Origin of the sequence: Mycolicibacterium sp. lyk4-40-TYG-92 (genome assembly GCF_030209435.1) — a bacterium.
Classification (GTDB): Bacteria; Actinomycetota; Actinomycetes; order Mycobacteriales; family Mycobacteriaceae; genus Mycobacterium.
The window spans coordinates 317,755-330,627 of the sequence record NZ_JARVRX010000007.1 but is presented as its reverse complement, the minus strand read 5'-3'; the positions used below and the strand labels follow the sequence as shown (position 1 = coordinate 330,627).

At 65.9% G+C, this 12,873-nt stretch carries 14 protein-coding genes and 1 tRNA gene; 6 read left to right on the top strand and 9 right to left on the bottom strand.

Annotated features, from left to right (window positions below; translation table 11 throughout):
* Positions 1-24 precede the first annotated feature (24 nt).
* From QRN63_RS13905 to QRN63_RS13890, 4 genes are all read left to right on the top strand, one after another.
* Complete coding sequence (locus tag QRN63_RS13905; protein ID WP_020104234.1) at positions 25-447, top strand: DUF3052 domain-containing protein; 423 nt, start codon at positions 25-27, stop codon at positions 445-447.
* Between the two features lie 148 nt (positions 448-595).
* Positions 596-1,051: a peroxiredoxin gene (locus tag QRN63_RS13900; protein WP_267319114.1), complete on the top strand. Its 456-nt coding sequence runs from the start codon at positions 596-598 to the stop codon at positions 1,049-1,051.
* 41 nt (positions 1,052-1,092) lie between these two features.
* Positions 1,093-1,167: transfer RNA gene (locus tag QRN63_RS13895), tRNA-Val, on the top strand.
* A gap of 131 nt (positions 1,168-1,298) precedes the next feature.
* The gene (locus QRN63_RS13890) at positions 1,299-2,120 is read left to right on the top strand and encodes a maleylpyruvate isomerase family mycothiol-dependent enzyme (RefSeq protein WP_285031343.1); all 822 of its coding nucleotides are present in this window, start codon (positions 1,299-1,301) and stop codon (positions 2,118-2,120) included.
* Between the two features lie 45 nt (positions 2,121-2,165).
* Here the strand turns inward: QRN63_RS13890 and QRN63_RS13885 are convergent, their stop codons facing one another.
* From QRN63_RS13885 to QRN63_RS13845, 9 genes are all read right to left on the bottom strand, one after another.
* Positions 2,166-2,876: an MgtC/SapB family protein gene (locus tag QRN63_RS13885; RefSeq protein WP_285031377.1), complete on the bottom strand. Its 711-nt coding sequence runs from the start codon at positions 2,874-2,876 to the stop codon at positions 2,166-2,168.
* Positions 2,877-3,087: 211 nt separating this feature from the next.
* Complete coding sequence (locus tag QRN63_RS13880) at positions 3,088-4,173, bottom strand: hypothetical protein (protein WP_285031341.1); 1,086 nt, start codon at positions 4,171-4,173, stop codon at positions 3,088-3,090.
* 105 nt (positions 4,174-4,278) lie between these two features.
* Positions 4,279-5,481, bottom strand: coding sequence for a YncE family protein (locus QRN63_RS13875; RefSeq protein ID WP_285031339.1), 1,203 nt, complete (start codon positions 5,479-5,481; stop codon positions 4,279-4,281).
* Between the two features lie 19 nt (positions 5,482-5,500).
* Positions 5,501-5,734 carry a hypothetical protein gene (locus tag QRN63_RS13870; protein ID WP_267319111.1) on the bottom strand — a complete coding sequence of 78 codons (234 nt, stop codon included), beginning with the start codon at positions 5,732-5,734 and terminating at the stop codon, positions 5,501-5,503.
* A gap of 88 nt (positions 5,735-5,822) precedes the next feature.
* Entirely contained in the window at positions 5,823-6,617 is a 795-nt protein-coding gene (locus tag QRN63_RS13865; RefSeq protein WP_267319110.1) for a carboxymuconolactone decarboxylase family protein, read from the bottom strand.
* Positions 6,618-6,633: 16 nt separating this feature from the next.
* Positions 6,634-7,446 (bottom strand): mycofactocin-coupled SDR family oxidoreductase, encoded by an 813-nt coding sequence (locus QRN63_RS13860; protein ID WP_285031337.1) that lies wholly within the window; start codon positions 7,444-7,446, stop codon positions 6,634-6,636.
* The gene (locus QRN63_RS13855; protein WP_267319108.1) at positions 7,443-8,273 is read right to left on the bottom strand and encodes a mycofactocin-coupled SDR family oxidoreductase; all 831 of its coding nucleotides are present in this window, start codon (positions 8,271-8,273) and stop codon (positions 7,443-7,445) included. Before QRN63_RS13855 ends, QRN63_RS13860 begins: the two co-directional genes overlap by 4 nt.
* A 21-nt stretch (positions 8,274-8,294) precedes the next feature.
* Positions 8,295-9,752, bottom strand: a complete 1,458-nt coding sequence (locus tag QRN63_RS13850; RefSeq protein ID WP_267319107.1) for an aldehyde dehydrogenase family protein — start codon at positions 9,750-9,752, stop codon at positions 8,295-8,297.
* On the bottom strand, positions 9,749-11,032 hold the full coding sequence (locus tag QRN63_RS13845) for a cytochrome P450 (protein WP_285031376.1): 1,284 nt from the start codon (positions 11,030-11,032) through the stop codon (positions 9,749-9,751). Before QRN63_RS13845 ends, QRN63_RS13850 begins: the two co-directional genes overlap by 4 nt.
* Before the next feature lie 113 nt (positions 11,033-11,145).
* Between QRN63_RS13845 and QRN63_RS13840 the strand changes: the two genes are divergently transcribed.
* Both QRN63_RS13840 and QRN63_RS13835 read left to right on the top strand, forming a co-directional pair.
* Positions 11,146-11,745 (top strand): TetR/AcrR family transcriptional regulator, encoded by a 600-nt coding sequence (locus QRN63_RS13840; RefSeq protein ID WP_267319106.1) that lies wholly within the window; start codon positions 11,146-11,148, stop codon positions 11,743-11,745.
* 190 nt (positions 11,746-11,935) lie between these two features.
* Complete coding sequence (locus QRN63_RS13835) at positions 11,936-12,775, top strand: mycofactocin-coupled SDR family oxidoreductase (protein ID WP_285031334.1); 840 nt, start codon at positions 11,936-11,938, stop codon at positions 12,773-12,775.
* Positions 12,776-12,873: the final 98 nt, after the last annotated feature.

Here is a 12,873-nt window from a genome sequence, read left to right as displayed (position 1 = left end):
CAAGCAGGTTAGAGGAGGACACCGGTGGCCGCGGCGGACGCGCCGAACTACGCCCAGAGACTGGGCATTCACAAAGATCAGATCGTCCAGGAGCTGGGTTGGGACGAAGACACCGACGACGACATCCGCGCTGACATCGAAGATGCCTGCGGCGGAGAGCTTCTCGACGAGGATTCGGACGAAGTCGTGGACGTCGTGCTGCTGTGGTGGCGCGATGACGACGGCGACCTGGTGGACCGTTTGATGGATGCCATCACCCCGCTGGCCGATGACGGCGTCATCTGGGTGGTCACTCCGAAGACCGGCAAAGGTGGCCACGTGCAGCCTGCCGAGATCGCCGAGTCGGCGCCCACCGCAGGGCTGGTCGTCACCTCGTCGGCCAACCTCGGAGACTGGATCGCCAGCCGCCTGGTGCAGCCAAAGTCGAAGGCTGCGGGCCGGCACTAGTGCGGTTGGCTTTTGTGCCGCGGCTGGACGGCACGGCCGCTGCTGTGGGGCACCTCCGTCGTTCGTGGGCCATCGTGGCCGCGAGTGCAACCACACGGCGGAAAAGCGGCCTCGTTTCCGCCACCACGTTGCGGTCGCGGGTCGCGTCATGATCCCGGTCGGATCCGTCGCACCGGACTTCACTCTCAAAGACCAGCACGGTCGCGCCGTGACGCTGTCGGCGTTGCGCGGCCGGAACGTGCTGCTGGTGTTCTTCCCGCTGGCATTCACCCCGGTGTGTGCGGGGGAGCTGGGTGAGATTCAGGAGAACCTGACCCGGTATCGCAATGACTCGGTGGAAACGCTGACCATCTCAGTCGGGCCGCCGGCCACCCACAAGGTGTGGGCGCGCGAGTCGGGTTTCGAGTTTCCGATCCTGTCCGACTTCTGGCCGCATGGCGCGGTGTCCCAGCTGTACGGCGTTTTCAACTCCGATGCCGGCTATCCGGACCGCGGGACGTTCCTCGTGGATCGGGACGGCGTGGTGCGGTTCGCAGAGTGCACATCGCCGGGCGAGGCCCGGGACCAGTCGGTCTGGGTTTCGGCGCTGAACGCGCTGGAGTGATTTTCCCTTGGCATGCCAACCCGTGTAGCGTGCCCGGGGCGGGGCGCGTAGCTCAGTGGTAGAGCTCTGGTTTTACACACCAGCGGTCGGCGGTTCGATACCGTCCGCGCCCACCAATATTCCTGCACATCGGCGGCTTCCGCTCGTAGACCCTTGATGAGTGGCGCAGTCGTCTGATCGAAATTCTGGTACAGCGCCTCGAAGGGTTCTGCCCGCAAGCGAGCCCCGCGGTGCAACGATCATCACCGTGATCGGTATTGACCTGGCAGGCACACAGGATGCGTTACGGGCCGCCGCGTGTCGCATTTCGGCGCTTGTCAGCACGGTGACCGACCCCGCCACCGCGGTACCGAACCTCACCTGGACCGTGGCCGAGACCGCAGCTCATCTTGTCATCGGCCTGCGGCAGTACACCGGACTCGTTACCGGTGAGGTCGACGTCCATGATTACCTCGGGCTCGCGCCCGAGCACGCAACCCCCGGCGAGCGCGGGGGGATCGCGAATGCTCAACTGCTGCAGGAGTTCACCGAGCGGGACCTGGGACGTCTCGCGGACATGTTGGTCAGTGCGGTAGATGGATTCATTTCGGTCGGTGGACAGCGGCCTCCCGACGAACCGATCATGACGTTCAACGGTTTACCGATGACCGTTCCCATCATGACCAGCGCAATGCTGGGCGAACAGCTCATCCACGGCCTGGACGTCGCCCGCGCGGTCGGAACCGCCTGGCCGATCTCGCGGGCCGACGCGTTGCGGGTCATCGCCGGCGTCATGGCGATGGTTCCCGACTACGTCGACCGGCAACAGGCCGCCGGCCTGCACGCCTCCTACGAGCTCCGCTTTCGCGGCGGTCCCCGCTATCGGATGATGATCGACGACGGAACCGCCGTCGTCGGTCCGGCTACGGGGCAGGCCGACTGCTGGATCTCCGCCGACCCCGTGGCGTACTTGTTGGTGGGCTACGGCCGTTGTGGCCAGTGGCGTTCTATTCTGCGTGGGAAGATCGTGGCCGGAGGGCGCAGGCCCTGGCTCGGTCTCAAGTTCGGTCACCTTCTGACCAGCGCGTGAAACGCCCCTCCCGAACGTAATGCGGCAGTTCTGGGACGACCGCGGTCAGTCGACCGAGCTCATGTCGTCGGCGCTCCAGCGCACCGCGGTGACAGCAGGTGCCTTGATGACATCGGCCAGCGCCGCTTCGATGCGGTGATCGTCGCGTTCGTCGGCGATGACGGTCGCGGTGATGCGTACTCCTTCGTCGTCGGGCAGGTCGACCGCGGAGATGGATCGCACCGTCAGGTTGGGGTGCGAGATGGCATCGAAGATGAGACTGCGGATGTGGAGCTCGGCGGTCGTGGCGCACCGCACCTCGAACCGGTATTCGGCAGAGGACTCTTCGGCGCCGGGGCGGCGGTGCCGGTCCAGCGTGCGTCCGATCGGCCGCAGGAAGATGTTGGCGGCGATGACCGCGCAGCTTCCGATCACGGCGGGCACCAGCAGTCCACCTCCGGCCAGGGCGCCGATGGCGGCGGAGGCCCAGAGCGTCGCCGCGGTGTTGAGCCCGGAGATCGTCGCACCCTGTTGCATGATGACGCCGGCGCCGAGGAAGCCGATACCGGATGCGACCTGGGCGGCGACCCGGGTCGGGTCGGCGTGTTCCCCTGCGAAGGTATAGCCACCCATGATGACGAACAGCGTCGAGCCGAGGCTGACCAGTGCGGCCGTCCGCAATCCGGCGTTACGGGACCGCCACTGGCGCTCCAGCCCGATCGCCGCGCCGAGGCCCAGGCCGGCGGCGATCCGCAGCGCGATATCCAGTGTGGCGATCACCTTGTGCTCCTGTTGCTTTCGAGTTCCGTGGCGCGCTCGGCACGTCCGCGGCTGCGGCGGCAGTAGGGGCGGATGATAGGGACACTGTGCGAACTCAAGGTGAACGGCGGCCGACCCGCATTGCACCTTGAGGTGCGGATATCGTTGAGCCAGTGCGTATTTCGCGTTGCTGGCGTCTTCTGTGAGTTACCTCCGGATGTGCTGGGCCTCAGGCGGCAGCCTGCGACATCGACGCGGCCTTCTTGCCCTGGGTATTCTTGCCGGACTTCGTCTTCGGCTTCTTCGGCGTGGTCTGCTTCTCGGTCTTGCTGCCGGTATCCGACGTTCCGGCGTTCGAGTTGGTTGCCGCCCCGGTGGTGTCGGGCTTGGTGCCGGAGTCGGTGTCGTGGTTCGCCGTCGAGTTGGTGTCGGGCGCCGTTGAATCCTTGGTATCTGTCGGATCCTTGGTGCCCGCGGGTGTCGCCGTGGGCTTGGCTGCTGTCGGCGCAAGCTTGACCGTGGGCTTGACCTTGGTGGTGGTGATCTTCGGGATGGCGGTGGCCGCGACCCCGGCTGCCGGGGTAGGCGTGACGGCCGCGATCGGTGCCGGCTGGGTGGCGAGTGCCTTGGCGATGGTGTTCTGCGCGAAGGCGATTCCGTCGATCACGTTGCCGGCGCCGGTGTTGAGGCCCTGGACGACGAGTTTGATGCCGTCGACGACAGCCGTGACGAGATTGCCGATGTTGATGGGCAGCAGGGCCGCCACGACGTTCTGGGTGGCGATGATCGCCGACGTCGCGACAGCGTTGAATCCGCCGAGCAGCCCGGTGCCGAGACCGATCAGCGCTACCGGGACTGCCTGCACCAACGCCTGGTCCACCGCCAGCGCGCGCTGGTCGCGCGCGATGATGGACACCAGGATCGGTCCGCCGATGACGGTCACCGCTCCGATCACTCCGGCTTCGACGGTGCCGAGAGCACCTACGAAGTCTCGCGCCAGAACCTGCTGCGTGGCGGTGACCACGAGTCCCGGGATGGCACTGATGGTCTGCCCGACGCCCTGGCCTGCTTTGGCCAGGCCGGCCCCGATGGTCACCAAGTCGGTGATCTGGTTGGCGACCCACTGCTTGAACGCGGGGAACTGCAGGATGTCGGCGATCGTCGCGGTGAGCTGGATGTCCGGCATCTGGACGCTGTGGATCACCGGCGCCGGGAGGGCTGCGAGCACCGGTGGCGGTGGAGCGGTGACCATGACGCTCGCGGCCATGAGCGCGGCGGCAGTGGGGAGGCTCAAACGGACTGTGAGTGTATGCATGTGAAGCTCCTGACCGAGGGGGAACTCAAGCGATATTGACGCTATCGACAAATTTTCCTCGGTGCTGAGCAATTGCCAAAGTTCACGCCGGCTCTGCGCGTGCGACTAATGCTGCGGACGGTGCTCGTCGGGGTGGAAGCTGCCGGGTGCCATTTTCGGGGCCTCGGGTTCGGCCGCCAGAGTCCGGCGCAGGCGTTGGCCCAACTCATGGTTCTGCACCGGCTTGCCGACGTGCGGGGCGAGCGCGCGCGCAATGGCCTGCAGGACAGGCTCTCGGGGTGGGATCGGAATGAAGTGGTCTCCGATGACCAACCAGCCGCCACCGCCGGCGGCTGCGCCACCGAACAGCTTGCCGACCAGGTCGGGCAGGTCGAGGCCTCCGGCCGGAACGTGCAGCTGGGCGAGCACCGACACCGTGTTGTGGTACTGATTGGTCGCGTAGATCCGCGATCCGTCGGGCGAAACCGTAACGGTCCCTGCGTAATTCCCGATGTTGACGGTGTCCGACACGGTCATGGTGGCACTGTCGATCCGGCTCACATCGCCGGTCAGTTGAGTGACGTACACCGCCGAACCATCGGGCGCGACGGCGATGTCGGTGAGCTCCTGGCCAAGCGGGAAGGCGATGCCGGTGGTGACCGTACCGGTGTCGACGTCAACCACGGTCACATTGCTGGTGGTCACGCCGAACTTGACCTCGCCCAGCACATAGAGACGACTGTTGTCGGGGCTGACGACGAACCCGCCGATCGGCTTGTTGAACGCAAACGTTTTGACCACGCCGTGGGTGGCGGTGTCGACAGCCCAGATAAGTCCGTCGTTGTAGCCCGTGACATACAGCCGGGCGCCATCGGGGCTGACGGCCAGATAGTAGGCCCCATCAACTTTGATGGTTCCGGTCACGGCATTCGTTGCGGTGTCGACCAGCATGATCTGCGGGTCGGCATTGCCACTGCTGTCGCCGCCCGACGCGAGGTAGACGGTGGAACCGTCGGGATGGATTGCCAGCTGCCCGCCCCAGGCGAACGGAACAACGGCCACAACGGATTTGGTGTTGATGTCGATCACCGACATCCCGCCGAAGCCGTTGCAGTACAGCCGCGTACCGTCCGGATGCACGACCAATTGCTGGAGGCCCTGCAATGCGCCGCCGGGTCCGATGGCGTCGATCACCGTGTTGCTGACGGTAGCGATCACCGAGACCGTCGGGTTGGCGATATTCCCGACGTACAGGCGGTCGCCGTTCGGGCTCGGCACCGCCGCCCTGGGACCTCCGCTGTCCGGAATCGTTGCGATGACTGCGAGCATGGCGACGGGCCCCTTCGGGTTAGAGAGATTCGATCACCCGGGTTGCGGTGGGCAGGTCGACGCCGGCCTCGTCGCGGTAGGCCTTGATGGCGGCGATCTTGTTGCCGGCGGCCAGCAGATCGCGCACGCGCACCGACACCTGCGATTGCGCCATCGACCGCACATCGGGTAGCGGAATCCCGGTCTGCGCATAGAGGTGCCGGACCAACTGTTCCAGCACGCCAAGCCGTTCGTAGACATCGTTAGTCGTCACGTTCGCCAGTGTGGCACCGATGCGCGGCGTGCGGACCGAAAGCGCTATCAAGTATCTGCCGGGCTCCGGGCTGATTCACTGCCGGTGATCAGCCGGCTTCGTCGCTCCATTCCTGCGTGACTCGCCGTTTCTGCTCGGCCACAACGTGACTCAGATGTGCGGCTTTGGGCCAGCCGCAGTGCGCGGCGAAATGCAGCATCACTTCGTCCATCTCGTCGAACGACACGTCGCGGCTCTTCAGCGCCGCGTAGACGTGGCTGACGATCGGAAAAGGCGCGTCCTGGAATGCCACACAGGCCACAGTGATGAGGCGCCGTTCCTTCCTGGCCAGCCCGGGCCGCGGCCACATTTCGCCGAACACGAAATTCAAGATGCCGGCGCCTTGGAATGGGTTGTCCTGGCCGGGCGCGAACGGCAGGCAGTTGATGTCCTTGAAGCACTGCGCGCCGACGGCCAGCCGCTCGTCGGGGTCGCTGGGAGTGGAGAGCGGTAACAGTGGTTCGGGCTCGGGTACCGGCAGGCCCCGTTCCGCATGGATCCGGTTCCACTCCTGGTCGACGACCATGTTGAAACGGGATGCCTTTGGCCAGCCCCCGTACACGGCGAAGTGCAGAACAGTTTCCCGCATCTCGACGATCGTGATGTCACCACTGTTCAGGGCCGCGTAAACATGTGCGCGCAACGGGCCTTCGGCGTCGGCGTCCGCGACACAGGGGAGGGTGATGAAGCGCCGCTCGCGCCTGGTCAACCCCGGACGCTGCCATACGTCGCCGAAGACCGCATCCATCAAGTGGTCGTCCACGGCTGTGGAGTGCGCTGGTGCGGCAACCGTCATGACGTCGGCGTACGCCAGCCTGCCGCGCGCGGTGTCCGGTCTGGTCATGCTTGTCCTTTCTGGGTCACCGAATCGTGACGCCGGCATCGACTTTGAGTTCGAGGCCCGTGACGTATCGGGATTCGTCGGACATCAGGTACAACACCGCGTTGCTGATATCGATGGCCTCGGCCATCACGACCGGCAGCGCATTGGCGAAAAGCGGTGCCAGATCAGGCCGTGTCTCCCGGATCAGGCCGTGCAGGGACGGCGGCTGCATACCGGTCGGCACACCGGTGGGATGCACCGTGTTCACTCGAACACCCTGCGCGGCAAGCTCATTGGCCAGGCTCTTGCTGAGCCCCACGATTCCGTGTTTGGAGGCGGTGTAGGGCAGGTGAAGCGGCGTCCCTTTGGTGCCGGCGGCAGAGCTGATGTTGACGAGGCTGCCACCGCGGTCGATCAGGTGCGGCAGCGCCGCCGCGCACGTGTTCCACGTGCCGATGAGGTTCACATCGATGACGGCGCGCCACTGCTCGGCGGTGGTGGTGTCCCACGTGCCCGCCGTGAGGACACCGGCATTGGCGACGGCGCCGTCGAGACCGCCCAACTGCAGGACGCCGTCGTCGACCGCGGCGCGCAGCGCGTCGGCATCGCGAACGTCGACGACGTATGTCGCGGCGCGGCGGCCGTATTCCCGCACCAGCCTGGCGGTTTCGTCGAGATCCTCGGGAGTGGCCAGTGGGTACTCGAGGACGGCGAGGGACTCGCAGATGTCGACGAGAATGAGATCGGCCCCCTCCTCGGCGAGGCGCACGGCGTGGCTGCGGCCCATCCCGCGGGCCGCGCCTGTGATCAGTATCTTCTTGCCGGCGACCCGCCCGCTGTCAGCGTTCACAGCTTGTTGCAGAAGCCGGCGTCGACCGGAAGCGTGACCCCGGTGATGTATTGCGCCGCATCGGAAGCCAGGAAGGCAACGGCATGGCTGATGTCTTCCGGTTCGAGCAACCCGACGGGCATGGGGTTCTGCAGGTGCGGGCCGCCGCCGGGGTAGTTCTCCAGGAACGCCGTCATGGCCGGATTGACCGCCATCATGGTGTTGACTGCGGTCGGGTGCACGGTGTTCACCCGGATGCTCTGTGGAGCAAGCGCATTGGCCAGCGTCCGCATCAGCCCGACGATGCCGTGCTTGGACGCCGCATAGCCCAGGCCGCCGGCCTGCGAACCGCCGAAGCCCTTCAATCCCGCAGTGGAGCTGGTGAAGATGATGGACCCGCCGCGCCCGCCGGCGACGAGGTGGGGGATCGCCGCTTTGGCGGTGTGCAGGGCGCCGGTCAGATTGACGTCGATGACGTCGGTCCACATCTCGAGTTCTTCTTCGATGGTCAGTTCACGGAATGCCATCGTCGCGATACCGGCGTTCGCGCAGACGATGTCGAGGCGGCCGAACTGCTCGACGCCGGCGTCCAGCGCTGACCTGAGTGCGGCGAAATCCCGGACGTCGGCGACGGCGGCGACGATCTTGCCGCCCACCGATTCGACCAGTTCCGCGGTTTCGTCGAGTTCGTCACGGCTGGCCATGGGGTAGCCGTTCGAGGCGATATCGGCGCAGATGTCCACGGCGACGATGCCCGCACCTTCCCTCGCCAGGTGCACGGCGTGGCTCCGCCCCTGCCCGCGAGCCGCGCCGGTGATGAAGGCGACCTTCCCGTCCAACGATCCCATCTGAAACTCCTTGCCGTGTAATCAAAGTTGGGCGTACACCGTTTTGGTCTTCAGGAAGCTCTCGATCCCGTCGCGTCCCCATTCGTGGCCCCAACCGGACTGCTTATAGCCGCCGAACGGCATCGAATGGTCGAACACCATCTGGCAGTTCAGCGTGACGGTGCCGGCGTCGAGACGTTTGGCGAGCCGGTGTGCGCGGCCGATGTCCTTGGTCCACGCGGTCGCGGCCAGCCCGTACTCGGAATTGTTGGCCAGGGCCACGACTTCGTCGTCGTCATCGAACGGCAGGATCGCGACCACCGGCCCGAAGATCTCCTGCTGGTACAGCCGTGTGGCGGGGGCGACATCGGTGAGAACCGTTGGGTGTACGAAGAACCCGCTGCGGTCCAGCCGGTTTCCGCCGGTGACTATCTCGACGCCGTCTCGGCGGCCCCCGTCGATGAACCCCAGCACCTGGTCGAGTTGTTTGGCGCTGATGATCGGGCCGATGAGGACCCCGTCTTCGGTTGGCGCGCCGAGCTGCACCGAGTTCGCGATGCTGGCGACGCCCTCGACGACCTTGGCGTACACATTGCGCTGCGCGAAGATTCGCGATCCGCTGATGCAGCCCTGGCCGGAATGGATGAAGATGCCCATTGCCGCCATCGTGATGGCGGTATCCAGATCGGCGTCGTCGTAGATCAGAACCGGTGACTTGCCGCCCAATTCGAGCGCGACCCGCTTGAGGTTGCCGCCGCCGGCGGCCTGCACGATCTGCTTGCCCACTTCGGTGGAGCCGGTGAAGGCCACCTTGTCGACGCCGGGATGCGCGGTGATCGCCGCGCCGACCGTGTGGCCGTATCCGGTGACGAGGTTGACCACGCCGTCGGGCACGCCGGCCTCGGTCAGGATCCGTTCCAACAGCAGGGCCGAGAGCGGGGTCTCCTCAGCGGGTTTGACGACGCAGCTGCACCCCGCGGCCAGCGCGGGCGCGAGCTTGGTGCACGCGTTGAACACCGGTCCGTTCCACGGGAAGATCAGCCCGACCACTCCGTAGGGCTCTTTGAGCGTATAGGCGTGCATGGTGGTGAAGGCGCCGGTGATGCCGCCGGTCTGCTGCACGTCATGGGCGATGCCGTTGACCTTGGTGCACCAGCCTGCGTAGTAGCGGAACGATTCGGCGCACGTCGACATGATCATGAACGCCTGGAAATACGGCATTCCGGTGTTGAGGGAATCGATCTGGGCGAGTTGGTCGGCGTACTGGTCGATCAGATCGGCCACTCGCCACAGCACCTTGGCCCGCTCGTTGCCGGGCAGTCCGCTCCACACCCCGGAGGTGAAACTTTCGCGCGCACGGGTCACGGCGGCGTCGACCGCTGGGGCGCCGCCGTCGCGGAACTCGGCGATCACCTCCTCGGTGGCGGGGTTGACGATCGGGATCATGTCGCCGGCCCCGGGTCGATTCGTGAGGTCTTCCAGGACCGACTGCACTGTCATCGCCGCACCTCGGTGAACTCGATGTGCAGCTCGGTGAGGCCGCGCAGCAGGAATGTCGGCTCGTAGCTGTAGTTGCGGTGGCCGGGTGTGCCGTGCTCGGCCTCGCTGATCCGGATGTCGCGTGTGCGGTCGAGCAGGCGGTTGACGGTGACGCGGCCCTCGACTCGGGCCAGGGGAGCGCCGGCACACGTGTGGATGCCACGGCCGAAGGCGATGTGTTCGCGGACGTTCTTGCGATCGAGGCGGAACTCGTTGGGATTCTCGAACTTTCGGGGATCCCGGTTGGCCGCCCCGAGGCACAGCATCATCACGGTGCCGGCCTTGATCGGCACGCCGCCCAGGGTGGTGGACTTGCGGCAGAGGCGGAAGTCCACCTTGGTGGGACTCTCGATGCGGAGCGCCTCCTCGATGAAAGGGGAGATCAGGTCGCGGTTCTCGCGTAGGTGATGCTGCAGCTCGGGGTTATCGCCGAGCACCTTGACCGCGGAGCTGAGCAGCTTCGTCACGGTTTCCTGCCCGGCGGCGAACAGGAACGTCGCCGGTCGGACCACCTCGAGCAGCGGCGGGACCGAACCGTCGGGATAGGTGGCGGTGGCCAGCCCGGTGAGCACATCGTCACGCGGGTTCTCGCGCCGGTCGGCGATGTATCCACTGAACAGATCGTCAAGGTACTGAAGGGGATTGGAGCCCACCGGCTCGTGGTCCAGGGCACCGACTGCCGATCCTGGCACGTTGCCGGCTCCGAGGTTGCGCCGGATCTCGGGGCGGTCACCCTCGGGCACGCCGAGCAGATCCGCGATCGCCAGCGTGGCGAACGGCTTGCCGTATTCGCCGAGGAATTCGCACCGCCCGTTCGCGATGAACTCGTCGAACTGGCGGTCCGCGAGGCCCCACATGTAGTCCGAGTTCTCCTGTAGACGGCGCGGCGTCAGCAGCCGGCTCAGCAGTGATCGCGCGTTCTCGTGCTGGGGTGGGTCCATCACCACCATGTGTTCGAAGATCGGGAACTCGTGCCGGTGCGCCTCGATGAGCTCACTGATGTCGTCCCCGTCCGGGGTGAACGGGAGCGGCGGGAACGGGCCGCCGATGGCGTTGACCGCCGAGAACGAGTCGACATCCTTGAAGGCCGCCTGGACTTCCTGATATCCCGTCACCGCGACCACGCCGTAGTGCGGTTCGCGCACGACGGGGCCCTGCTGACGCAGATGGTCCCAATACCGGTACGGGTCCTGGGCGATCTCGGGGTTCGTGAAGTAGTCGACGTCCGCGATGTCGGCCACGGTGGACTTGGGCTGCATGACAGCAACTCCTGATCGATCGATCAAATGTTAGACTGCCGTATGCCTATCACGCGCCGCGACGGCCGGTCAAGCATTTCGGGTCGGGCTCGTCGATGACCCAGGCGCGTAAATCGAAGGCCGACGACGGTGGTGCCCGGCAGCGCCTGATCGAGGCGACGGTGCAGATCATGCACGACGAGGGGTACGCCGCGGCCACCTCGCGGCGGGTCGCCGCCCAGGCCGGCGTCAAGCAGGCGCTGGTCTATTACTACTTTCCGACCATGGACGACCTGTTCGTCGAAGCACTACGCGCCGGTGGAGAAGTGGCACTGGAACGGCTGCGCGCGGTGCTGCTCGACGAGGACCCGTTGCGTGCGTTGTGGCGCATCAACAGCGACCCGCGGCAAACCGTGCTGAGTACGGAGTTCATGGCATTGGCCAACCACCGCAAGGCCGTTGGTGCCGAATTGAAAGCGTACTCGGAGCGCGTGCGCGACATCGAAACCGCGGCCGTGACCCTGGTTCTGCGGGCCGGCGGCGTGGATCTGACCGCGTACCCGCCGGTGGTGATCTCCATGATCGTCGCCCAGATCGCGCGCAGTGTCGGCAACGAGGCTGCGGTCGGCGTGACCCGTGGTCACGAGGAACTCCGCGCCTTCATCGACCGGCAGATCGCTCTGCTGACGAAGTCCCCGGAAGTCGTGCGCGACTGATCTGCGGTGGGTGGGCCGGCGTGCTCGCTTGGCCGGCGACTTCCGTCGCGTCACCACGGTCACCTCATCTCGTCATTGACAGCGCGGCGCGGCCGTGCCATGGTTCCTGATCGATCGACAAAATTCTGAGTCGATGAACCCGACCGCCATTTTCTGCGGCGGCGGCGACAAGCAACAGCGAGGTGGACTCATGGCGGGACGGGTAGCAGGCAAGGTCGCATTCATCACCGGAGCGGCCCGCGGCCAGGGGCGTAGTCACGCCGTGCGGCTCGCGGAAGAAGGCGCCGACATCATCGCCATCGACGTCTGCGGCCCGGTCAGCAGCAACCCGCAGATCCCCCCGGCGACCCCGGACGACCTCGCGGAGACGGCGGACCTGGTCAAGCAGCTGAACCGGCGCATCGTCACCGCCGAGGTCGACGTGCGCGACTACGCCGCGGTGAAGGCCGCCGTGGACAACGGCGTCGAACAGCTCGGCCGGCTGGACATCATCTGCGCCAACGCCGGTATCGGCAACGGCGGCCAGACGCTGGACCACACCAGCGAAGAAGACTGGACCGACATGATCGACGTCAACCTGTCCGGCGTCTGGAAGTCGGTCAAAGCTGCAGTGCCGCATCTTATCTCGCAGGGGCAGGGCGGATCGATCATCCTGACCAGTTCGGTGGGCGGCCTCAAGGCCTACCCGCACACTGGCCACTACATCGCGGCCAAGCACGGCGTGGTCGGGCTGATGCGGACCTTCGCCGTGGAGCTGGGGCACCACTCGATCCGGGTGAACTCGGTGCACCCGACGAACGTGAACACCCCGCTGTTCATGAACGAGGGCACCATGAAGCTGTTCCGCCCCGACCTGGAGAACCCGGGCCCGGACGACATGAAGGTCGTCGCGCAGATGATGCACGTGCTGCCGGTGGGCTGGGTCGAACCGGTGGACATCAGCAACGCCGTGCTGTTCCTGGCGTCGGACGAATCCCGTTATGTGACAGGTCTTCCCATGACCGTCGACGCCGGAAGCATGCTCAAGTAAGTCTTCCCCGCAACTCCTCGATATCCAACTGAATAGGCATCAACCCAACGGCAACGGAGCCAAAGCCCATGGCCAGTAACAGTTCTCGTGTCAACCCC

Excerpts from the sequence above, each read along its gene's own strand:
- QRN63_RS13900 (WP_267319114.1), top strand. The coding sequence starts at position 596 with ATGATCCCGGTCGGATCCGTCGCACCGGACTTCACTCTCAAAGACCAG.
- QRN63_RS13880 (WP_285031341.1), bottom strand. The coding sequence starts at position 4,173 with ATGCATACACTCACAGTCCGTTTGAGCCTCCCCACTGCCGCCGCGCTC.
- QRN63_RS13875 (WP_285031339.1), bottom strand. The coding sequence starts at position 5,481 with ATGCTCGCAGTCATCGCAACGATTCCGGACAGCGGAGGTCCCAGGGCG.
- QRN63_RS13865 (WP_267319110.1), bottom strand. The coding sequence starts at position 6,617 with ATGACCAGACCGGACACCGCGCGCGGCAGGCTGGCGTACGCCGACGTC.
- QRN63_RS13855 (WP_267319108.1), bottom strand. The coding sequence starts at position 8,273 with ATGGGATCGTTGGACGGGAAGGTCGCCTTCATCACCGGCGCGGCTCGC.
- QRN63_RS13850 (WP_267319107.1), bottom strand. The coding sequence starts at position 9,752 with ATGACAGTGCAGTCGGTCCTGGAAGACCTCACGAATCGACCCGGGGCC.
- QRN63_RS13840 (WP_267319106.1), top strand. The coding sequence starts at position 11,146 with ATGACCCAGGCGCGTAAATCGAAGGCCGACGACGGTGGTGCCCGGCAG.
- QRN63_RS13835 (WP_285031334.1), top strand. The coding sequence starts at position 11,936 with ATGGCGGGACGGGTAGCAGGCAAGGTCGCATTCATCACCGGAGCGGCC.